The sequence below is a fragment of the Corynebacterium sp. HMSC035E02 genome (assembly GCF_001836065.1).
GTDB classification, from domain to species: Bacteria; Actinomycetota; Actinomycetes; order Mycobacteriales; family Mycobacteriaceae; genus Corynebacterium; species Corynebacterium hiratae.
This window is the reverse complement of record NZ_KV827290.1, coordinates 1-19,880: the sequence shown is the minus strand read 5'-3', so window position 1 is coordinate 19,880 and position 19,880 is coordinate 1. Positions and strand designations below refer to the sequence as shown.

18 protein-coding genes, 1 tRNA gene and 1 pseudogene are annotated in these 19,880 nt (G+C 63.8%); 14 read left to right on the top strand and 6 right to left on the bottom strand.

Annotated features, from left to right (window positions below; translation table 11 throughout):
- The first annotated feature begins 85 nt into the window (after positions 1-85).
- Complete coding sequence (locus HMPREF2635_RS00130) at positions 86-775, top strand: oxidoreductase (protein WP_070547190.1); 690 nt, start codon at positions 86-88, stop codon at positions 773-775.
- On the opposite strand, the gene HMPREF2635_RS00125 is transcribed toward HMPREF2635_RS00130, so the two are convergent.
- Positions 772-1,587: an HAD family hydrolase gene (locus HMPREF2635_RS00125; protein WP_070547191.1), complete on the bottom strand. Its 816-nt coding sequence runs from the start codon at positions 1,585-1,587 to the stop codon at positions 772-774. The two genes, HMPREF2635_RS00130 and HMPREF2635_RS00125, sit on opposite strands and share 4 nt — an antisense overlap.
- Positions 1,588-1,905: 318 nt before the next feature.
- On the opposite strand from HMPREF2635_RS00125, the gene HMPREF2635_RS12795 reads away from it, so the two are divergent.
- The 8 genes from HMPREF2635_RS12795 to HMPREF2635_RS00085 all read left to right on the top strand — a co-directional run bounded on the left by HMPREF2635_RS12795 (position 1,906) and on the right by HMPREF2635_RS00085 (position 7,434).
- A complete protein-coding gene (locus HMPREF2635_RS12795; protein ID WP_210401577.1) occupies positions 1,906-2,706 on the top strand; it encodes a DUF3800 domain-containing protein in 801 nt (266 codons plus the stop codon).
- 343 nt (positions 2,707-3,049) lie between these two features.
- A complete protein-coding gene (gene ssd / locus HMPREF2635_RS00115; RefSeq protein WP_070821050.1) occupies positions 3,050-4,066 on the top strand; it encodes a septum site-determining protein Ssd in 1,017 nt (338 codons plus the stop codon).
- Positions 4,063-5,199: a TadA family conjugal transfer-associated ATPase gene (locus tag HMPREF2635_RS00110; protein ID WP_070821049.1), complete on the top strand. Its 1,137-nt coding sequence runs from the start codon at positions 4,063-4,065 to the stop codon at positions 5,197-5,199. Before ssd ends, HMPREF2635_RS00110 begins: the two co-directional genes overlap by 4 nt.
- A complete protein-coding gene (locus tag HMPREF2635_RS00105) occupies positions 5,196-5,945 on the top strand; it encodes a type II secretion system F family protein (RefSeq protein ID WP_070821048.1) in 750 nt (249 codons plus the stop codon). The genes HMPREF2635_RS00110 and HMPREF2635_RS00105 overlap by 4 nt, the downstream gene beginning before the upstream one ends.
- Positions 5,945-6,502, top strand: coding sequence for a type II secretion system F family protein (locus HMPREF2635_RS00100; protein WP_046647875.1), 558 nt, complete (start codon positions 5,945-5,947; stop codon positions 6,500-6,502). The genes HMPREF2635_RS00105 and HMPREF2635_RS00100 overlap by 1 nt, the downstream gene beginning before the upstream one ends.
- 79 nt (positions 6,503-6,581) lie before the next feature.
- Positions 6,582-6,770 carry a DUF4244 domain-containing protein gene (locus tag HMPREF2635_RS00095; RefSeq protein WP_046647874.1) on the top strand — a complete coding sequence of 63 codons (189 nt, stop codon included), beginning with the start codon at positions 6,582-6,584 and terminating at the stop codon, positions 6,768-6,770.
- Positions 6,770-7,093: a hypothetical protein gene (locus HMPREF2635_RS00090; RefSeq protein ID WP_070511219.1), complete on the top strand. Its 324-nt coding sequence runs from the start codon at positions 6,770-6,772 to the stop codon at positions 7,091-7,093. Before HMPREF2635_RS00095 ends, HMPREF2635_RS00090 begins: the two co-directional genes overlap by 1 nt.
- Positions 7,090-7,434, top strand: coding sequence for an Rv3654c family TadE-like protein (locus HMPREF2635_RS00085; protein ID WP_070511221.1), 345 nt, complete (start codon positions 7,090-7,092; stop codon positions 7,432-7,434). Before HMPREF2635_RS00090 ends, HMPREF2635_RS00085 begins: the two co-directional genes overlap by 4 nt.
- Here the strand turns inward: HMPREF2635_RS00085 and HMPREF2635_RS00080 are convergent.
- Positions 7,431-9,803, bottom strand: coding sequence for a DEAD/DEAH box helicase (locus tag HMPREF2635_RS00080; RefSeq protein ID WP_070511223.1), 2,373 nt, complete (start codon positions 9,801-9,803; stop codon positions 7,431-7,433). The genes HMPREF2635_RS00085 and HMPREF2635_RS00080 overlap by 4 nt on opposite strands.
- Positions 9,804-9,894: 91 nt before the next feature.
- On the opposite strand from HMPREF2635_RS00080, the gene HMPREF2635_RS00075 reads away from it, so the two are divergent.
- On the top strand, positions 9,895-10,098 hold the full coding sequence (locus HMPREF2635_RS00075; RefSeq protein ID WP_010189920.1) for a cold-shock protein: 204 nt from the start codon (positions 9,895-9,897) through the stop codon (positions 10,096-10,098).
- On the opposite strand, the gene HMPREF2635_RS00070 is transcribed toward HMPREF2635_RS00075, so the two are convergent.
- Entirely contained in the window at positions 10,095-10,688 is a 594-nt protein-coding gene (locus tag HMPREF2635_RS00070) for a DedA family protein (protein ID WP_158397573.1), read from the bottom strand. The two genes, HMPREF2635_RS00075 and HMPREF2635_RS00070, sit on opposite strands and share 4 nt — an antisense overlap.
- Positions 10,689-10,889: 201 nt before the next feature.
- Between HMPREF2635_RS00070 and topA the strand changes: the two genes are divergently transcribed.
- Positions 10,890-13,820 (top strand): type I DNA topoisomerase, encoded by a 2,931-nt coding sequence (gene topA / locus HMPREF2635_RS00065; RefSeq protein WP_070821047.1) that lies wholly within the window; start codon positions 10,890-10,892, stop codon positions 13,818-13,820.
- Positions 13,821-14,364: 544 nt separating this feature from the next.
- On the opposite strand, the gene HMPREF2635_RS00060 is transcribed toward topA, so the two are convergent.
- Both HMPREF2635_RS00060 and HMPREF2635_RS00055 read right to left on the bottom strand, forming a co-directional pair.
- The gene (locus HMPREF2635_RS00060) at positions 14,365-15,738 is read right to left on the bottom strand and encodes a DUF418 domain-containing protein (RefSeq protein WP_083321262.1); all 1,374 of its coding nucleotides are present in this window, start codon (positions 15,736-15,738) and stop codon (positions 14,365-14,367) included.
- A gap of 32 nt (positions 15,739-15,770) precedes the next feature.
- Positions 15,771-17,303 carry an adenylate/guanylate cyclase domain-containing protein gene (locus HMPREF2635_RS00055; protein ID WP_070821045.1) on the bottom strand — a complete coding sequence of 511 codons (1,533 nt, stop codon included), beginning with the start codon at positions 17,301-17,303 and terminating at the stop codon, positions 15,771-15,773.
- Between HMPREF2635_RS00055 and HMPREF2635_RS00050 the strand changes: the two genes are divergently transcribed.
- The 3 genes from HMPREF2635_RS00050 to HMPREF2635_RS00040 all read left to right on the top strand — a co-directional run bounded on the left by HMPREF2635_RS00050 (position 17,302) and on the right by HMPREF2635_RS00040 (position 19,436).
- Positions 17,302-18,549 carry a DNA polymerase III subunit delta' gene (locus HMPREF2635_RS00050; RefSeq protein ID WP_083321261.1) on the top strand — a complete coding sequence of 416 codons (1,248 nt, stop codon included), beginning with the start codon at positions 17,302-17,304 and terminating at the stop codon, positions 18,547-18,549. The two genes, HMPREF2635_RS00055 and HMPREF2635_RS00050, sit on opposite strands and share 2 nt — an antisense overlap.
- Before the next feature lie 102 nt (positions 18,550-18,651).
- Positions 18,652-18,727, top strand: a tRNA-Thr gene (locus tag HMPREF2635_RS00045).
- Between the two features lie 193 nt (positions 18,728-18,920).
- A complete protein-coding gene (locus tag HMPREF2635_RS00040) occupies positions 18,921-19,436 on the top strand; it encodes a ClbS/DfsB family four-helix bundle protein (protein ID WP_034969882.1) in 516 nt (171 codons plus the stop codon).
- Here the strand turns inward: HMPREF2635_RS00040 and HMPREF2635_RS00035 are convergent.
- Positions 19,405-19,880: pseudogene (locus HMPREF2635_RS00035) on the bottom strand (DNA recombinase); the annotation flags it as partial. The gene HMPREF2635_RS00040 and the pseudogene HMPREF2635_RS00035 overlap by 32 nt on opposite strands.

The following is a 19,880-nucleotide window of genomic DNA, read 5'->3' as shown; positions in this document are numbered from 1 at the left end:
TTTGTCGCAATCTATATCGGCCATAGTAATGAACTTTCCAGAGTTCATGTGGTGCGGCCCGCAAAGTGGGTACGGCGTTATTGTAATGGGTATGCCGCATTCTGACCCGCTGACCCCGCTGATGGCCCTATCTGGGGTGGAGGATAAAGCCGGTTCCGCCGCCGCAGCGATTGCGCGCGTGCATCGCCGCCCCGCGGGCTTGCGCAAGTTTGACGTTATTTCTTCCGAGTCGCTGTTGCGCGGCGCGCGGGCGGCCGCGGCGATTGACGGCGCGCCGCTTGAGGCTGACGGTATCCCGCCCGCGGTTAGTGCTTATTCTTTGCTCGCTCCGGAAAAACAGGCGGCCACGGTGCGTACTTTCGCGCGGGCTCCGCTGCAGGTCCTAGCCCGGATTGATGTTGCCGCGGGCGGCGAGGGCCATCCCGATCAGGAGCCGGCGGTGGCGCAGGCGTTGGCGCAGCTCATCACGCGCGGGGCCGGCGTGGACTTCGACCGTTTGTTGCCGGTGGTGCTGCAGGCGGAGATTGCTGCGCGCTCGCTGTTCGGCGCGCGCAGCACCGCCGTGGCGCTCGTCGCCGCGCGCACCGCCGCTATCCATACGGGCTTCGATCCGCGGGGATTTGCCGTGCCTGAGACCTACCTCAACCGCCATCGCGCGGACTACCGTGCGGCACTGGACGCTTATGGCAAGGATCCGGGGGCGCTCATCACGCTGCTTCTCGACGCCTGGGAGGCCGGCGCCCGCGAAGCCGACGGCATCGCGCAAGCGGCTTAATCGCGCAGCTGCTGGCGTGCAAATAAAATTCCGCCGACCACGAGGGCAGCGATGCCGGCCACGACCGCCGAGCCGATACCGAATTCGCGTGCGCTGGGTGCGGTAAAGAGCGGAACGGGGTGTTTGAACGTGCGGATTTCCCAGTCCTGGGCGATGGCGTGCTTCTTCAACAGGCGGTCCGGGTTCACGGCAACGGGGTGGCCAACCTGCTCCAGCATCGGGATGTCCGTGGCGGAATCGGAGTAGGCAAAGGATGCGTCGGGGTCGACGTTGAGCTCCTGAGCAATGCGCGCCAGTGCCTCAGCTTTTGCGGCACCTTTGCAATAAAACAGGATCTCCCCGGTGAACCGGCCGTCTTTCTCGGCGAGCTCGGTGGCCACGACGTGCTCGATGCCCAGTTCCTGCGCGATGGGCTCGACCAGCACGCTTGCCGACGCCGAGATGATCACCACCTCGTGGCCGGCGGTGCGGTGGGCGTCGATAAGCGCGCGTGCCTCCGCGTAAATGGCGGGGGTGACCACTGTGTGCATGGTCTCTACCGCGATGTCGTGGACCTCCTGGACTGACCAGCCGGCGGCCATGGCGGCGAGCTGATCGCGGGTGGTGTCCATGTGCTCGCTGCTGTGGCCGGCGAGCATATAGCTGGCCTTGGCTAAAGACAGCTGTAGTGCTTCCGCATGCGTGATGAGCCCGTTGTGCATGAATTCGCGGCCGAAGGCATAGGCCGAGGATGTGGCAATGATCGTTTTGTCCAAGTCGAAGAACGCGGCCGCGCGGGTGGCGCCGTCAGTGGGAAAAGGGGTACCGGTCATCGAGGAAGGCCTGCCGTCATTGTGCGAGTTACCCTGCTCATCGTAGCCTCTTAGCAGGCAGAACCGGGAGTGCGTCGGCACGGTGTTAGGGATCTCAAGGAATGTTGTCGCTCGCTGTTGTCATCTGTTCCCTCGCATGTCATAATGTGATGTGCAAGGCCCCGATATACAGTGCGGCCTGCCCCGGCGCACCCCCCCCGATGCCGGGTTACCGATGGCCCGCGCACACCCCCCGAGGCGCGGGCCATCACCTTTTTAATTTTTCCGCCATCAAACTGTTCGTATTTAATGTCCTGGCGTGGCGATATAATCTCAGTCGTGACAGGCTATCGTTCAAATTCTTCCTCTCGCCGAGGAGGTTCCGTTCCCCCTCAAGTGAGTTTGCCACTTGCTACAGAAAGCACCGTCTACTTTGTTGATGAAGCAGGGAGTAAAGGAACTTTAGGGAAGTATTTTGTTGTTGCGGCTGTTCGAACGGGGGATCCTGATTTCCTTTCGAGAGAGATTAAGGCATGTCGTGAGCAGCACAACTTCACAAAGGCTGACGAGATTAAGTTTTCGAAAGTCACTAAACACTCTGGACCTATTTTGCTGGAGATTTTTCAAACAGCGGTAAACGCGGGCTGCTCGTTTGGTGCTTTTGTTCTGGACAAGAGACATTTTGATCCATGGAGTAGCCGAGAACAGTGGCAGGGGCATTTGTTCGCGACAGATCGGCTGTTACGGGGGTTGGTTACTCGGCGTGAGGTTGGGGTGGTGCTGCTTGATCACATTGATGTTCCTGTCGGGGTTTCCTATGGAGATGCGCTGGTGAATTCTCTCAATCAGAGATTTGGAAATAAGCGGTTTGCAACGGCGGTTAGCCTGGATTCTCGGACGTGTCCGGCTCTGCAGGTGGCGGATTTGCTAGCTGGTTCGGTTTTCCATGCGCGAAAGAAGATCGAAGACGTGGGTTTGGAGGCCTTCTTGGAAGATCGTTCGCCAAAGGCCAGGCTTTCGAAAGGTATTGCGGCTGCATTAGGTGAGAGTCACTTCAGTGACTGCCGTACATCACTTTTGAAGATTGAGACAAGCCATGAGAGGTCATTGACAGAATTGAAGCGCCAACGATACTCTTAAATGAGGCGCTGAACGCCATAGCCGCAGGCTAAAAGCAAGCGCCCCTCGGGCCGAGTCTCAGACTCACCACCCGAGTTTGATGGCTAACCAAGCCATTATCTACCGCACTTATTGCGATACCCTCGAGCGTGGCTCGGGGGTATTTGCTTTGGGGCACTCAGCCCGGCGCGGGGCCCGCTTAAGAGGAAAGTTTTTGGTTCCCTGTGAATTATCGGTACCTAAGCCCCGTAACTTTGTTTAAGAGTCAGCAAAATGGGTGCGAATGACGCGAAAACAGCCGAGTTATCCACAGGCGGCTAGGTAGCCCTAGCGCGCGGTTGGTTCCCTCGCGCATGCTTCAGGCATGAGCACGTTTCACCTAGTTATCGCCGTTGGGGACTCCACACTGCGAGCAGAGGCAGCATCGACGGCCGCTGCCAGTACTGCGGAAGTGAGCACTGTGGAGGATCCGCGGGACTTCTCCCGGCACCTGCCCAAGGCGGATGCCGTCTTGGCTGATTCGCTGACAGCTCGCCTGGTGGCGGGACATCCACGGGTGTACTTCGTGGCGCTCGACCCGGGGCCGATCGACTATGAAGCTGCACTATGCTGCCGGGCTACAGCTGCCTTTATCCTGCCTGCGCAATCCAAGGAACTCCTAGGGGCGCTCGCCACAGAATCCAGTCCCGAGACAACGGTGTCCACTGGCGTGACCGTAGCGGTGACCGGTTCCGCTGGTGGCTTGGGGGCCTCGACGGTGGCGGCGGCGCTGGCCCGTGAGGTGGGCGCGGACCTTCTGGTTGATGCGTGCCCCAATTCCGGAGGGCTCGACTTGCTCATCGGCATTGAAAACAAGCCCGGCGCGCGGTGGCCGGATCTCGCTGCGGGGACCGGTGCGGTTGATGCGGCAGACCTCGTCCGTGCATTGCCCACCACCCCAGATGGCATCGCGGTTCTCTCAGCGGCGAGGTCCGCCAGCGCAGAGGTGGTTCAGATGAGTAGTGCCCGGCGCGCGGCCATTATGCAAGCTGCGTGTTTATACCCGGGGACCGTGGTGGTGGATTGCCCGCCGTGGGATATCCCCGATGCGGCGGATCACGTGGTGGTGCTGACCGCCGCTGAGGTGCGGGCAGCCGCCGCCTGCGCGCAGCTGGTGGCAGAGCTTCGCGCTCGGCCGCAGGAGTGCTCCGTCGTCGTGCGCAACCGGCAGTGGGCGGGTCTGGACGCCAGCGATATTGCCACGGTGACTCATGCAGACCCCATCGCTGAGCTGCCGACGATCCGTGGTCTGACCCGCACGGTAGAAACGAGTGGGTTGCCGCGGCAGCTGCCACGCGCCCTGACGCGGGTGGCCCGCCAGATTTGGGAGGCCGTGGCATGAGCCTGCTCGATACGATGCGCACCATCGTGGCCTCCGAGCCACAGCTGGCCCATGATGCACCGGCCTTGGCACGGCGCATTCGCCAGGAAGCCGGTGTCATCAGTGATGTCGACGTGCTCGACCTTCTGCAACGCCTGCGCCACGATTCCGTGGGCTTGGGGCTGCTGGAGCCGGTCCTGTCACTGCCGGGGCTGACCGATGTCGTTGTCAACGGCCCCGATTCCTGCTTCGTTGATTGCGGGCAGGGCCTGCAGCCGCGTGACATTGGCTTTAGCGATGATGCCGAGGTGCGCCAGCTTGCTACACGGCTGGCTGCGGTGGCGGGCGTGCGGCTTGATGACGCGCAGCCTTTTGCCGATGGGCGCCTGACCCGCCCCGATGGCACGAGAATCCGGCTCCACGCGCTACTTGCTCCTCCTTCGGCAAGTGGAACCTGCATCAGCCTCCGCGTGCTGCGCCAGGCGCAAACCAGCCTGGGGGAGTTGGTGGCCAATGGGAGCATTGACGCCAGCCTGGAGCATGTCTTGCGTGCCGTGGTTAACCAGCGGGCATCCTTCCTGGTCACTGGTGGGACTGGCTCCGGCAAGACGACGTTGCTCGCAGCCTTGCTGGGGTGTGTGCCCGCCAATGAACGCCTGCTTATCATCGAGGACACCCCGGAGCTTTCGCCCAATCACCCGCACGCGGTGACCTTGGTCTCGCGCCGGGCTAATGCGGAAGGACGCGGCGAGATATCCATGTCGCTCCTGCTCCGCCAAGCGCTACGCATGCGCCCGGACCGCATCGTCGTCGGGGAGATCCGCGGCGCGGAGGTCGTGGAGTTGTTGGCTGCGCTCAACACCGGGCACGATGGTGGTGCGGGCACCGTGCACGCAAACTCTGTTGATGAAGTGCCCGCCCGGATGGAGGCACTCGCCGCTCTCGGCGGGCTCGACCGCGTAGCGCTGCATTCGCAGCTTGCGGCCGCAGTGCACGTGGTCCTCGGGATGGAGCGCACACCGCAGGGGCGTCGGCTAGCGCACCTCGGCGTGCTGGAGGGAAACCCGGTTACACCGCAGCTGGTGTGGACGGTCGAAGACGGCCCCCTTCCTGGGTTTGCGCAGCTGTGCTCGCGGCTGGGGGTGGAACCATGATGTGGCTATTCCTTGCAGCGGCGTGTTTGCTCTCGCAGCCTGCTTCGGTGACGCGGCTGGAATCGCCGAAGTCACGCTCGCTGGCACCCGGGGCGCTCTTCCTCGGGGTCGGGTGCTGTGTCTTCTTCGGAAGGCCGACGGTTGTGGTGGCGGCCGGCTGCATCCTGGCCTGTGCGTTGTGGTTTGCCAACGACCTTGCGGCTTCCCGGCGCGAGCGCCGCGGCGCAGAAGCGCTCGCCTCCTACTTTGGCTCTGTTGCGGCCGAACTGCGGGCGGGATCGACGACGGCGGGCGCGCTTCGCCGGGGCGCCGACGCTCTTCCAGACTCCACCCCGGAGAATCTCCGTGCCGTGTTGAGCACGGCAGCGGGCCTCGCGGCGCAGGGCGGGGAACCCGCAGTCGCTCTCACCGCGCCGGAGGTTAGGCGCTACGCGGCGTTGCTCACGCTCTCCGGACGCCATGGCGTGGCCTTGGCGAACCTCATTGAGCAGGCCCAAAGCCAGCTGGATACCTCGCGCCGTCACGCCGGTGAGACCGCCGCCTCTCTGCAGGGGCCGCAGGCCACCGCGGTAATCCTGGCGTGCTTGCCGCTGGCGGGCATCCTCATGGGCGGGGCGATGGGCGCGAATTCTTTGGGGTTCTTGCTCAGCGGTGGTCTCGGGGGCCTGCTTCTCGACGTCGGCGTGGCACTCGTGTGCGCCGGATTCATCTGGTCGCGCTTGATATTGCGGAAGGCGGCGCAGTGATGGTCTTGACGTATATCTCCGCTGCACTCATGGCCGCGACACTCGCTGTTACCTCTGCTGCACCGTCTGGACGAATAGCCCAGTCGGGGTCGCGGACACCGCGCCCGAAGACGCCGCGCGATGGCCCAGCGGCAGAATACGGCCCGCTCGATGCGGCAAGCGACTTGGAGCTTTTTGCTGCTTGCCTAGAGGCTGGTCTCTCCACGCGCAGCGCGGTGCTAGCAGTCGCTGAAGCCTCACCACACTGGTCGGAGGCGGCGGCGCTCATCGGGGTGGGGGTTCCCATGAGTACGGCATGGTCGGCGTTGGCCAGTCAGCCGCATTTGGAAGAACTGGTGCGGCTTACGCAGCTATCGGGTGAATCGGGCGCGGCCATGGCGACTGGGTGCCACCGTTTGGTGGCGCAGCTGCGTGCCGAAGCCTCGGCACAAGCTACCGCGCGGGCGGAACGCGCTGGCGTGTTCATCGCAGCACCGCTGGCGGTGTGCTTCCTTCCCGCATTCCTAGTCCTTGGGTTGATACCTGTCCTCATCAGCTTGGGGCAGCAACTCTTCTAAATCAGCACATACAACTAACCACTCACCAACTCAGTACACATAACTGACACAAACAAGGGAAAAGAAAGCTAGGTGCATCATGCAGAAAAAGGTAAACTACCAGTCACTATTAGGAAATGATGATGGTATGTCCACGATTGAATATGCCATGGGTAGTTTGGCCGCGGCAGCGCTTGCCGCGGTCCTCTATGCCGTGGTCAATGGTGGCGAAGTTACCAGCGCCATCACGTCCATCATCACCGACGCCCTGTCCAACTCCCCAGGCTAATGCGCGCGCTTGATGACGCCGGCTCCGTCACCATCGAGGCGGCATTGTCGCTGTCCGCGCTCGTCATCGTTGCCGCGGGAATCGTGGGTGGCATCGCCACGTTGTCGGCCCACCTCGCTGCCGTTGACGCCGCGGGTGCTGCAGCTCGCTCTGCCGCCATCGGGGTGGACTATCACCGCGATGGAGTGACAGTCAGCTTAAGCGAAAGCTCCGGTCTCATCACTGCTGAGGCCGCTGTGCCGGCACCCTTAGGGACCATGCGCGCGCAGGCGGTGTTTCCCGCGGAGATGGGTTCCGGTGGGGACGCGAAGGCGCGGCCATGAGGCGTCGTCAGCGCAGATGGGCGAGACTCCTAGCGGGTGAGGACGGCTATGCCACCGTTGTTACCGTCGGGATCATCGCCGCAGTCGCGTCGCTGCTGCTCGCGGTGGCGGCAGTCGGCTCGGTTGTGGTGGCGCGGCACGAAGCGCAGGTAGCGGCGGACCTCGCCGCGGTCTCGGGGGCGTGGGAGGTGGCCAAAGGCAGGGACGCCTGCACGAAGGCTGAGGAGGTTGCCGCGCTAAACGGCGCGAATCTCGACTCTTGCGTCATCGATGATCGCGATGTTGAGGTCACCGCCCGGCTGCGGGGGCGCACCGCTATTGCCCGCGCTGGTCCGGTCTAAGAGGTCATGGTGACCAGCGCGCCGAGGAGGGCTATAGCGCCTGCCTTGTCCAGTGGGTTGTTGCCGTTGCCGCATTTGGGGGATTGCACGCACGACGGGCAGCCGGACTCGCAGGGGCAGGAGCGCACGGCCTCAAAGGTGGCCTTGATCCACTCGGGGAATCGGCGGAAACCTTCCTCGGCGAAGCCGGCGCCGCCGGGGTGGCCGTCGTAGACGAAGACCGTGGGCAAGCCCGTATCGGCGTGCTGCGCGGTGGACACGCCGCCGATGTCCCAGCGGTCGCAGGTGGCAATGAGCGGCAGCAACCCAATGGCGGCGTGCTCGGCCGCATGGAGGGTGCCCGGGGTGCGCCCGGCGGTGACTCCCATCGCTGCGAGTGCCAGCGGATCGATGGTGTAGGCCACCGCTCGGGTCACCAGGCGCTGCTCCGGCAGGTCAAGGGGGATATCCTCGCCCACGGAGCCATCGGGAAGCCGCACCTGGTAGCCGGTGACCTTGTCGGTCACCTCAACCTCCAAGCTGGCCACCCACAGGCCGGGGGCGTAGTTCACCAGGTCATCGGCTTCGCGCAGGATGCGGATATCCGTCGTGGACTTCGGCTGCGTGGTGTAGTCCGGGGCCTTTGGCACGGCGAGGGCCACGCCCGGCTCGGCGGACGCCGAACCATCGCCTCCGCCGAGGTGAAGTTCCTCGATGACGAAGCTCTCCCCACGGTGCAGATACACCGCGCCGGGATGCACCTGGCTGACCGCGCGCGCGGAATCGATGGTGCCCAGCAGGCGGCCATCGGAGGAATCCACAATCATGACCTCCTCACCTGAACCGCCGCGCAGCGAGACGGCCGTGTGCGCGGTCTCCGGGGTGAGCTCGCTGGAGCCAGCCGGCAGGGGAGCGGCGAACCAGCCCTGCGGGCGCCGGCGCAGCAGGCCCTGCTGGGCTAGGTCGTGGACCACGGCTTCGGCGCGGAAGGCGGCTACGTCGGCATCTGTCAGCGGCTTCTCCACCGCCGCGCAGTACACGTGCCCGGCCAGGATGTAGGGGTTGGCGGGGTTGAACACGCTGGCCTCCACCGGTCGGCCCAACAATGCCTCTGGGTGGTGAACCAGGTAGGTGTCCATCGGTTCATCGCGGGCCACCAACACCACCAGCGAGCCCTGGCCGCGGCGGCCCGCGCGTCCGGCCTGCTGCCAAAAACTAGCGACGGTACCTGGGAACCCAGCGGTGACCACGGCATCGAGCCCGCCGACGTCGATGCCCAGCTCCAAAGCCGAGGTGGTGGCCACGCCGAGCAGGGAGCCATCGTCCAGCGCCTGTTCCAGCGCGCGGCGGTCCTCGGCCAGATACCCCGCGCGGTAGGCGGCAATCCGGCGTGCAAAATCCGGCCGGCCCAGCCTCCCGGAGAGCTCTTCTGCTGCCCGCAGCGCGGTGGTCTCTGCCGCGCGCCGCGAGCGCACAAAGGTCAACGTTCGAGCACCTTGCGCCACGAGCGCGGCCATCATCCAGGCCGCTTCCGTCGTGGCGGCGCGGCGCACAGGAGCGCCGTTTTGTCCCTCGATACCCTCCATGAAGCCCGGCTCCCACAGCGCGACCGTCCGCGCACCCGTCGGCGCGCCATCCTCGGTTACAGGGAGAAACTCGCGCCCCGTCAGCCGCGCGGCATGCCGGGCGGGATCCCGCATGGTCGCCGAAGCCGCAATAACCACCGGCCGCGAACCGTAGTGTGCGCACAGCCGCAGCAAACGCCGCACCACGAGTGCCACGTTCGCCCCGAAAACCCCGCGGTAGGCATGCGCCTCATCAATCACGATGAACTTCAAGTGCCGCAGCACCCGCGCCCACCGCTGGTGCGCGCCCAGCAGAGAAGAATGAATCATGTCCGGGTTGGAAAAGATGAACCGCGCCTGATCGCGGATGCCGGCGCGCGCTTCGGTGGGGGTATCGCCGTCGTAGGGGGCGGGGTGGACGTCGTGAAGCGCAGCGATGCTCTGCGTGAGCTCGAGCACCGTGCGCAGCTGGTCCGACCCCAGCGCCTTCGTCGGCGTGATGTAGAGCGCGCACGCGGTCGGGTCCTCCGCCAGGCGGGACAGGATGGGCAGACGATAACCCAGGGACTTTCCGGAACTCGTGCCGGTGGAGACCACCACGTCGCGCCCCTCCCACGCGGCCTGTGCCACGGCGACCTGGTGGGCATAGAGCTTGGCGACGCCTTGCTCCTCCAACGCCGACCGCAACTCCGGCAGCACCCACTCTGGCCACTCGGCATAGCTCGCTGGCTGGGCGGGCAGGGTAGTGGAGTGTGTTAGCTCGGACTCGGGGAAACGCTCAACGAGGTGCTCGACGAGCTCCTCACCCAGAGGGTTCTCACTCACGCTTGCCTCCACTAATCTGCTGCAGGTGTCCAAACGTGGCACACTAGTGCACTAGTTTGCATTAATTTATTTCCGCAAAGGACAACTCATCATGGCATACGGTACCGTCAAGTTCTTCAACGCCGAAAAAGGCTACGGCTTCATTGAGCAGGAGGACGGCTCCGGCGACATCTTCGTGCACTACACCGAAATCCAAGGAACCGGCTTCCGTACCCTCGAAGACAACCAGCGCGTCTCCTTTGAGATTGGGGAAGACGCTAAAGGCCAGCAGGCAACCAACGTCGAGGTGGTCTAGGGGGACTCGGCGTAGCCGCGCCGGGTATCCCACCACTCCAGCAGCTTATTCTGTCCCTTCTGCAGGCCGTAGCCGATGATGACGGCGGCGATGATGGAAATGAGCATGGCTATTGCCGGCGAGCCGGAGAAGGCCACGCCGCCGAGATAACCAATGGCTAGAGCCTGTGCCACCCACAGCAGGACGCCGATGGTGTCGAAGAAGAAAAACAGTACCCACGGGTAGCGCATGGAACCCAGCAGAATCGTCATGAAGAGCCGGGCCGAGGGGATGAAACGCGCAATGATGATGGCTGCGCCGCCACTGCGTCGAATGTTGCGCTTGACCCACGTCAAGGCGTCATAAGCCTTCGTGCCCTTTTGGGCTCTATTAATAAGGGCAATGAGCCGGGTTCCTAGGAGGAAGCACAAGTTATCCCCCAAAATGGCGGCAACCATGGCGACGAAAAACATGGTGGGGAGGTGGGGGAATCCTTGGGAACCAGACCAGGCGCCCACCATGTTGAGGGGAACCTCTGAAGGCAAAACGGGGAAGAAGCAGTCGAGGAAAATCAGCGAGCCCACCAGCGGATAAATCCACTGTGTGGCCATGATGACCTCGAACCATGCAGTAATAGACGCAATCACGCTGTCTCCCGGTTGTGTACTGTGAGGCGAATCCTCGGACGGCCAGTATAGACCCCCTGTTGTGTGGACGTGTACTGGCCTGAATAACTAGAGTGAACCTCTATCTGTGTACTCTAGGGGCAATTGCCCAGCAGAGGACTAGCCATCGGAAGGGATGAAGTCGAAGTGGCAGAAGCTACCGGCCCGGGGAAGACCCTGGTCATCGTCGAGTCAGCAACCAAGGCGAAGAAGATTCAGCCTTACCTCGGCGATAAGTACATTGTTGAGGCCTCCGTCGGCCACATCCGGGACCTTCCCCGCGGCGCTGCCGACGTCCCCGCCAAATATAAGAAGGAATCCTGGGCGCGCCTCGGTGTGAACCCGGAGGATAACTTCACCCCGCTCTACGTCATCAGCCAGGACAAGAAGAAGAAGGTCGCTGACCTCAAGGCCAAGCTGAAGCAGTGCGATCAGCTCTACCTCGCAACAGACCCCGACCGCGAGGGCGAGGCCATTGCCTGGCACCTGCTGGAAGTACTCAAGCCCAAGGTGCCGGTGCGCCGCATGGTCTTCAACGAGATCACCAAGTCCGCCATCCTGGAGGCCGCGGAAAACACCCGTGAGCTCGATGAAAACCTCATCGACGCCCAGGAAACCCGCCGCATTCTCGACCGCCTCTACGGCTACGAGGTCTCCCCGGTGCTGTGGAAGAAGGTTATGCCGCGCCTGTCGGCTGGCCGCGTGCAGTCCGTGGCCACCCGCGTCATCGTCGAGCGCGAGCGCGAGCGCATGGCGTTCATCCCCGCCGAGTACTGGGATCTCACGGCAACGCTGACGTCCACGCCGGATTTCGACGCACGCCTGAGCGCCCTCGACGGCAAACGCGTGGCCGCGGGCCGCGACTTCAACGATAGGGGTCAGCTGAAGAGCGACGAGGTGGTCGTCGTCAAGCAGGCCCAGGCGGAGCAGCTGGCCAGCGCGCTGGAAGGCTCCACCATGACGGTGGCTAGCGTCGAGCACAAGCCCTATTCGCGCAAGCCTTCCGCGCCGTTTATGACGTCGACTCTGCAGCAGGAGGCCGGCCGGCGCCTGCACTACACCTCGGAGCGCACGATGCGCATTGCGCAGCGCCTCTACGAGAACGGCCACATTACCTATATGCGTACCGACTCGACCTCCCTGTCCAAGCAGGGCCTGGACGCGGCACGTGAGGCGGCGACGTCCATTTTCGGCGCCGAGTTTGTGGCCGACGGGCCGCGCACTTACGACCGTAAGGTGAAGAACTCCCAGGAGGCCCACGAGGCCATCCGCCCCGCGGGTGAGCGTTTTGCCACCCCGGGCCAGCTGGCCGGGCAGCTCGACGCCGAGGAGTACAAGCTCTACGAGCTGATTTGGAAGCGCACCGTCGCCTCCCAGATGGCCGATGCCAAGGGAACGTCGATGAAGGTGACCGCGGCGGTCAACGCCGGCGGCCACGACGCCGACTTCTCCGCCACTGGCCGCACGATTACCTTCCCGGGCTTCCTCAAGGCCTACGAGGACGTGGCGGCGAAGGGTTCGAAGGAAGAGTCGCGCTTGCCGCACCTCAACGAGGGCGACACGCTGAAGACCGCTGCGGTGACTGCCGACGGCCACTCCACCAACCCGCCGGCGCGCTACACCGAGGCCAGCTTGGTCAAGAAGATGGAAGACCTGGGCATTGGGCGCCCGTCGACGTACGCCTCCATCATCAAGACCATCCAGGACCGAGGCTACGTGCTCTCCCGCGGCAACGCGCTGGTGCCCTCGTGGGTTGCCTTCGCGGTGGTGGGCCTGCTGGAGAATAACTTCACCGAGCTGGTGGACTATGACTTCACCTCCTCCATGGAGGATGAGCTCGATGCCATTGCCGCCGGTTCGGAGAACGGCACGGATTGGCTGAATAACTTCTACTTTGGCAACACCGAGGCCGGCGAGCGCAAGGCCGCATCCATTGCCCGCCACGGCGGCCTGAAGTCCCTGGTGGACATCAACCTGGAGGCCATCGACGCCCGCCAGGTCAACTCGCTGCGTCTCTACACCGACGCGGAGGGCCGCGATGTCTTCGTGCGCGTGGGCCGCTATGGGCCGTATATCGAGCGCGCCGTGGGTACCAACGAGGACGGCACGGTGGAGTACCAGCGCGCCAACCTCTCGGAGACGGTCACCCCGGATGAGCTCAACGAGGCTTTGGCGGAGAAGCTCTTTGCCACCCCGCAGGGCGGGCGCGAGCTGGGCCAGAACCCGGAGAACGGACGCACCATCGTGGCCAAGGAGGGCCGCTTCGGCCCGTACGTGACCGAGCAGGTGCGTGACGACGAGCGCGAGAAGGCCGAGGCCGAGGCCGAGGAGATCGTCAAGGAGGAGCGCGCCGCGGAGGACGCCCAGCGCGCGGCCGAGGGCAAGCGCGCGAAGAACTGGGAGACCAAGACTGCGGCGAAGCAGAAGGAAAAGCGCATTGCTGAGTACGTTGAGGAGAAGCTCAAGCCGGGCACGGCCTCGCTCTTTGCCTCGATGGAGCCGTCCAGCGTCACGCTGGAGGAAGCACTCAAGTTGTTGAGCCTGCCGCGTGAGGTGGGCGTGGACCCCTCGGATGGGGAGGTCATCACCGCGCAGAACGGCCGCTATGGCCCGTACCTGAAGAAGGGCAAGGATTCGCGTTCCTTGGCCAAGGAGGAGCAGATCTTCTCCATCACCCTGGACGAGGCGCGCCGCATCTACGCGGAGCCGAAGCACCGTGGCCGTGCTGCCGCGCAGCCGCCGATTAAGCAGCTGGGCGATAACGATGTTTCCGGCAAGCCGATGACGGTTAAGGACGGCCGCTTTGGCCCGTACGTCACCGACGGCACGACGAATGCCTCGCTGCGCCGTGGTGACGATCCGGAGCAGCTTACCGACGCCCGCGCGAACGAGCTCCTCTCCGAGCGCCGCGCCAAGGATGCCGCGAACGGTGGTGCGAAGAAGTCGACGAAGAAGAGCACCAAGAAGTCGACTAAGAAATCGACCAAGAAGGCTACGAAAAAGTCGACCAAGAAGGCCACGAAGAAGCCTTCGCCCGGCACGAAGAACGTGGTCAAGGCCGGATCGCGCAGGAAGTAGCAGGACATGAAGACCAGCTTCGCGCGTGACATGGTGGCCCGCACTCAGGAGGGCACCGAGGCTCTCCTGCGCGCGGTGGGTCCGGCTTTTGCTGGCCGCGATCACTTCACCCTCGGCGCGCTCGCCGCGGGGGAGACTGCAGTCTGGTCACGCCTGTTTAACTGGCGCACGCTCGGCACGGTGACGACGGCCGCTGTACCAGTGCTGCTGGCCCTGCGCCCGGACTGCGCACCGGAGACCCGCGTGGGGCTCATCGCCGCGTCCCTAGGCCAAGCCGCCAAGCGCGGTGAGCCAACAACGTTCGGGGTAACCTGCGTGAGCGTGCAATACGCTTCCTTCGCATGGGCGCTGCGCGGCGCGCGCAATGATGCGGTGGGCTGGGGCCTGCGCGCCGGGGCGTGGGCCGCGGGTATTGCGCTCTCCCGCACCCGGGGCGAGCGCCTCGCTACGGCCGTCGCCGGAATCCCGGCGGCTGCACTCTCCGCGCTAGCCGGTGATGAGAAGCTCCGCGCCAACCAGGCCACGCAGGGCCTGAGCCACGGCGCTAACCTGCTTCTGGCCTCTGAGGCGCTGACGGTCCTGAACCCGGTTGAGCAGCGCCAGGATGCGGGCCTGCGTGGCCGAGCCCTGGATGCGGCGCAGTCGGCGGCGCAGACGGTAGGCCTGGTGCTGCTGGTGGATGGGCTCGTGCGGAAGGCGCGGAGCTAGACGCCGCACCTAATTCCGGGCGCATCGTCTTGCCGTAGGACAGGCGGCGGTGCACCCACTCGAAGGGCCCGGGCTTGCCTGCTGCCTCGAGCGCGCAGGCAATGAGAAGCGTTGCCAGCCACACGCCGGCGGCCAGCGCTGCCTGGCCCGCGGCGCTGAACTCCGGCCCAATGTTGAGGGTGAAGGGGTAAACCAGCGCCAGGAAGAACACGGACTGCAGCACGTAGCCGGTCATGGAACGCTTGCCCAGTGCGATGAGCGGCCACAGGAACCACGGGCGCGCGCCGCGGCGCTGCAGGGGTTCTAGGGCAAGTGTCGCCGCCGCCACGATGCCCGGCCCGGTGAGCATTCCGATGCAGCTATTCGCCGCGTTGAGGGGATCCGCTAGTGCTGGGTCCAGCACCCCAATCGTGGCCAGACCCCAAGGCAGCCCGAGGAAGAGGATGATGGCTAGGGCCAAAAGGGTCCACGCCCACAGCTCACGCCGATGACCCCCGGCCAAGGTGCCGCGGCGCGCCCACACGAAGCCCACGAGCATGACCGGCAGGGCGATGACACCGGTAAAGGGGAAGGACACAGCGTGGGCGAGGAGCGCAAGAGCTTGCTCACCCAGCAGCTCCCAGTAGGATTCGGCGGCGGTGAAGCCGCTGAGATCAAACTCCGACGTATCGACAAGCGCGGCCCCAACGCCCATTCCGATACCCGCCACAACCAGCAGCGCACAGAACCCGTAGGCCACGCGCATGAGGAGCTTGTCGGTTAAAGTAAGCAGCAACGCAATGAGCATGCCCATCGCGCCGTAGAGCAGCATGATGTCGCCGGAAAAGAGGAAGAGGCAGTGCAGGGCACCGAATAAAGCAAGAAAGCCATAGCGCTTTGCCAACACGGCCTGCGCGCGCCGCAGTGGGAAGCCGCGTCGCCACAAGCTCATTGCGATAAGCCCCACGCCAAAGCCGAGAAGCGTGGAGAACATCGGCAGGCCGCGCACATGCACGAACATGGCGGAAAAGACCACATAGACTTCGTCAACGAGGGTATCGACGCCGCCGAAATAGGCATCGGGGCCATCGCCGTCGTTCATAATCCACGCGGTGCAGACATTAGCCAGCGCGATGCCCAGCAGGGCCATGCCGCGGGCGACGTCGGGGACGAGAAGACGAGGACTCGAATACTGGCGTGGCGGATGGGGCTGGTGGGGCTGATGAGGCATGGCCCCAAGCTACCAGAAGCACAAAAACTTATTTATCCGAGAGCGCGTTCCGCCAAGGTCGGGCGAATCGGGCGCGCCAGCTGCGTCATGCGGCGGCGCCCGCGCAGCTCAATAGACTTCATCAGCGTCCAGCGCGCTTGCTCTGCCTCGTTGGCGCCGCGCAGCGTGGCGGAGTTGGTGAGCACCTGGCCCGGGGTGTCCTTGGCCAGTTCGGTGAGACGGGCAGCCTCGTTGACGGCATCACCAATGACGGTGTACTCGAAGCGGTCCGCACCACCAATGTGCCCGGCCACCACGTGGCCCGCGGCCACGCCGATGCCCGCCTGCAGCCGCAACCCGCGCAGTTCCTGGCGAAGCTCGCGGGCGGCCTGCAAAGCCATGGAGTTCGCGTCGTAGACCGTCAGCGGGGCACCGAAGACGGCCAGGGCGGCATCACCCTGGAACTTGTTGATGATGCCCTTGTTCCGGTGCACCACCTCAACGACGTGCTCAAAGAACTTGTTGAGCTCCTCCACCACTTCTTCCGGGGTGTGGTTGACGGCGAAGGTGGTGGAGCCGATGACGTCGATAAACAGCACGGCCACTTTGCGGTCCTCCCCGCCCAGCTCCGGGCGTTCCTCCAAGGCGCGCTGGGCCACCTCGGCGCCGACATAGCGGCCGAAAATATCGCGCACGCGCTGGCGCTCGCGCAGGCCGCGCATCATCTCGTTAAAACCGGCCTGAAGAACGCCGAGCTCGGAGCCGTCGTAGATGTCCACCTGGACGTCACTCTCGCCGCGGCGCACGCGGTTGATGGCGTCCTGCAGCTCAATGATGGGATCGACCACGCTCATCATCGCGAACATGGTGCCCATGAGCCCGGTGCCCAGCGCGGTAACGGTCAGCGCGACGATGGCCGGCATGATGTCTGAGGTCTCAGGGCTAAACAGGCCTGCCTGTTGGCCCATGAGGACAAGCACGATGCCAATGAGCGGGATGCCGGAGGTCATCATCCAGGTGGAAAGCAGCCGGTACTTAATCGGCGGCTCCAAGGTGGAATCCTCGAAACGCCGGGCCACGGCCTCCGCAGCCACGGGGCGTACGAGGCGCTCTGCCTGCAAGTACGTCAACAGCACGATGAGGCCGCCGGCCAAAGTCGCAGAAACGCCTACGACGATGGCCAGCCGCGCCGAGTGCTGGCCCGCAAGTATCACCGCCAAAAGGATGCCCACCAGCCAGACACCCGCGGCCACCCCGGCTTGGTAGAGCGGGATGCGCAGGACTAAGTTGCGCACCATGTTGGGGTCATGATCATCGGGGCTGCGCTGCCAGTCCAACACCGGCCGGAACAGCCGCAGGGTCACCGCGATGCCAATGATGACAGCGAAGGTCACGAATAACGTGCCATAGGTCCACAGATGGGGCGTGTGGGCGATGAAGTCGGAGATCTCCGGCATGGGCAGAAAGAAGACCACGAAGGTCATGATCGCAATGGCACCGATGATGTTGGAGCCAAGGACGAGCGCGGCGTACATCGGCCATTGAGTACCCCATAACCAGCGGGCGCCACGCATCAGTCTATTCATGATTACTCACTTTAGTTATCCCAGTAGGCTAGGGCGAGTGAATACATCAAGCGTTGCAGAAAGGCTTGCCGACGCCCCCTCCGTCGCCCACACCATCCTCAGTGCTGCCCGCGCGGCACACGGTGAGGGCGACCCGCGGGCGATGAGCCACTCTTGGCTTTTTACCGGTCCTCCCGGTGCCGGCCGCTCGCTGGCCGCGCAATGCTTCGCCGCAGCACTCATGTGCACGTCCGCCGACGAGAACGGCAACCCCGGTTGCGGGCGCTGTCCCTCCTGCCAGAGCGTCTTGGCCAAGCAGGAGCACACCGACTTGGTTTACGTGGACCCGCAGGAGCAGTTCATCACCGTCGGTGAAGCCCGCGAGGTTATCGGGCGCGCGGCCAGCCTGCCTAGCGTGGCGCCGTGGCGCGTGGTCATCTTCAACAAGGCCGACCGCCTGCGCAACGAGGCCGCCAACGCGTTGCTCAAAACCGTGGAGGAGCCCCCGGAGCGCACCGTCATCATCATGGTGGCGCCCTCGGAGGACCCGGAGGACTTCTCGGTCACGCTGCGCTCGCGCTGCCGGCACCTGTATATCCCGGCGCCGAGTGTGGAGGGCGTCGTCAAGCAGCTCGTCGCCGAAGGTGCTACCGAGGATGACGCGCGCCTGGCCGCCGTGACCACCCTGCGCCACGTGGGCCGTGCGCGGCACCTGGTCAACGACCCCGCCGCGCAGAAGCGCCGCGCCATGGCCATCAACCTGGCCGAGGATGTCTTCCACGGCTCCCAGGCCTTTCAATCCGTCACAGCGCTGTTGAAGTTCATTGAGAAGGAAGCCAAGGACTCCCACGCGGCGGCGGAGGAGGCGGAGCGCTCCAAGATTGAACAATCCTTCGGCGTCGGCGCCAAGGGCAAGGGCGCGACCAAGGCGCAACGCGACGCCCGCAGTGCCCTGAAGGATCTGGAGGAGCTCCACAAGAAGCGCGCTAAACGACGCATCTCCGACGGCCTCGACATCGCCCTCGTGGATCTCGCCGGTATTTACCGCGATGCGCTCATGCTGAAAGTCGGCGCTGAGGTGGAGATGACCCACCCGGACTTCGCGGGCCTGGCGGGCGAACTTGCCCAGCGCGTGAGCGAAGATGGCTTGCTGGCCGCCCAGTCCGCTATCCGCACCTGCCGCGAGCAGCTGCCGCAGAACGTCACCCCGCAGGTGGCTTTCGACGGCATGGTGGGCCGCCTGCGCCTGGCCTGTGGCGCGCGCTAACCAGCACGTGTGCTGCGTGCACACTACAGGTGATAGCCCGATTTCTTTATCAGCCCAGGCCTAGGCTAAACTCTCAGGCGGTGCATATACACACTGCATCGTGCCGCCTTAGCTCAGTCGGTAGAGCATCTCACTCGTAATGAGAAGGTCGCGAGTTCGATTCTCGCAGGCGGCTCCACTTAGACGTCGGATTTGATAAGTACCCTTTTGCGTTAGCGAGTATCGCTTAGGGGGGTGTGAAAAATCGCTTGCGTTAGCGGGTTTGGGTTTTGCGTTAGCGGGTATCTTGTTTGCCCTAGTAAAATGCGTATTTAGGGTTTAACGCGCTAACGAAGCGTTAAACCTAAGGCCGTTTCACGAGGAGGTGTGTGGTGAGATCGTATGCGTCCGGCGATGAACTAGCCGCAGAGATTACTAAGCGTGGCGAACTTTTTATCGGCGAGTTCGTAGGCGTTCCTGGCGATGGTTGGGACCGGCTGGTTGACGGTGTTGACCGCACGCCCCGGCAGATGATCGCCTACCAGCTTGGCTGGATGGAATTACTGCTCGGCTGGGAACGTGACGAACAAGCCGGTCTTGACGTGGTGACTCCGGCACCTGGTTTTAAGTGGAATCAACTGGGCGGATTGTATGAATCGTTCTACCAACGCTGGGAGCAGGTATCTACTGAGGATTTGATCGACAGGTTCAAGATCCTGCTTGGTGAGATAGTCAAAATGGTGGGCGGTCTAACCGAATCAGAATTGTTTAGTTCGGGTCAGCGTGCGTGGGCTTCTTCCACCCCGTCGGCGTGGCCGGTGTGGAAATGGGTGCATATCAACACCGTCGCGCCATTTACGACGTTTCGCACCAAAATCAGGAAGTGGAAGAAACTGGCAGCCTGCTAGCAATAGGCACGGTGATTTCAGTGCCGATTCTGAAGACGAACTGGATCTCGTTGGCTCCGATAACGGCATGGTCGATAAGCGCTGTCCACTGGGATGGTTGAAAATGCTGGATGGGCTTGTCGGCCAACTGGGTGTAGGCGGTTTTGATCGCAGTGGCCTTGGCACTCTTGGCAGCAATCTCGGCCTCGATGGCTTGTTTGCGGCCCAGGGTTTTCTGGTATCGCGCTTCTAGCTGGGTGTAGCGGGCGGGGTATTGGTCCTGGTCTTGCGCTACCCGCTGATTTTCTGCAACCAATGATTCAATCTCGCTGGCAAGAGCGCGGATTTTCTCGTCTAGGCGCTTGGACTCCGCTTCGAGCTGGTCTGTATTAAACATGGCGTCGATGACCTGTGGTAGGTGGCTTTGTCCGCGATAGGACCTGACCCCTGTTTGGTAGACACCTG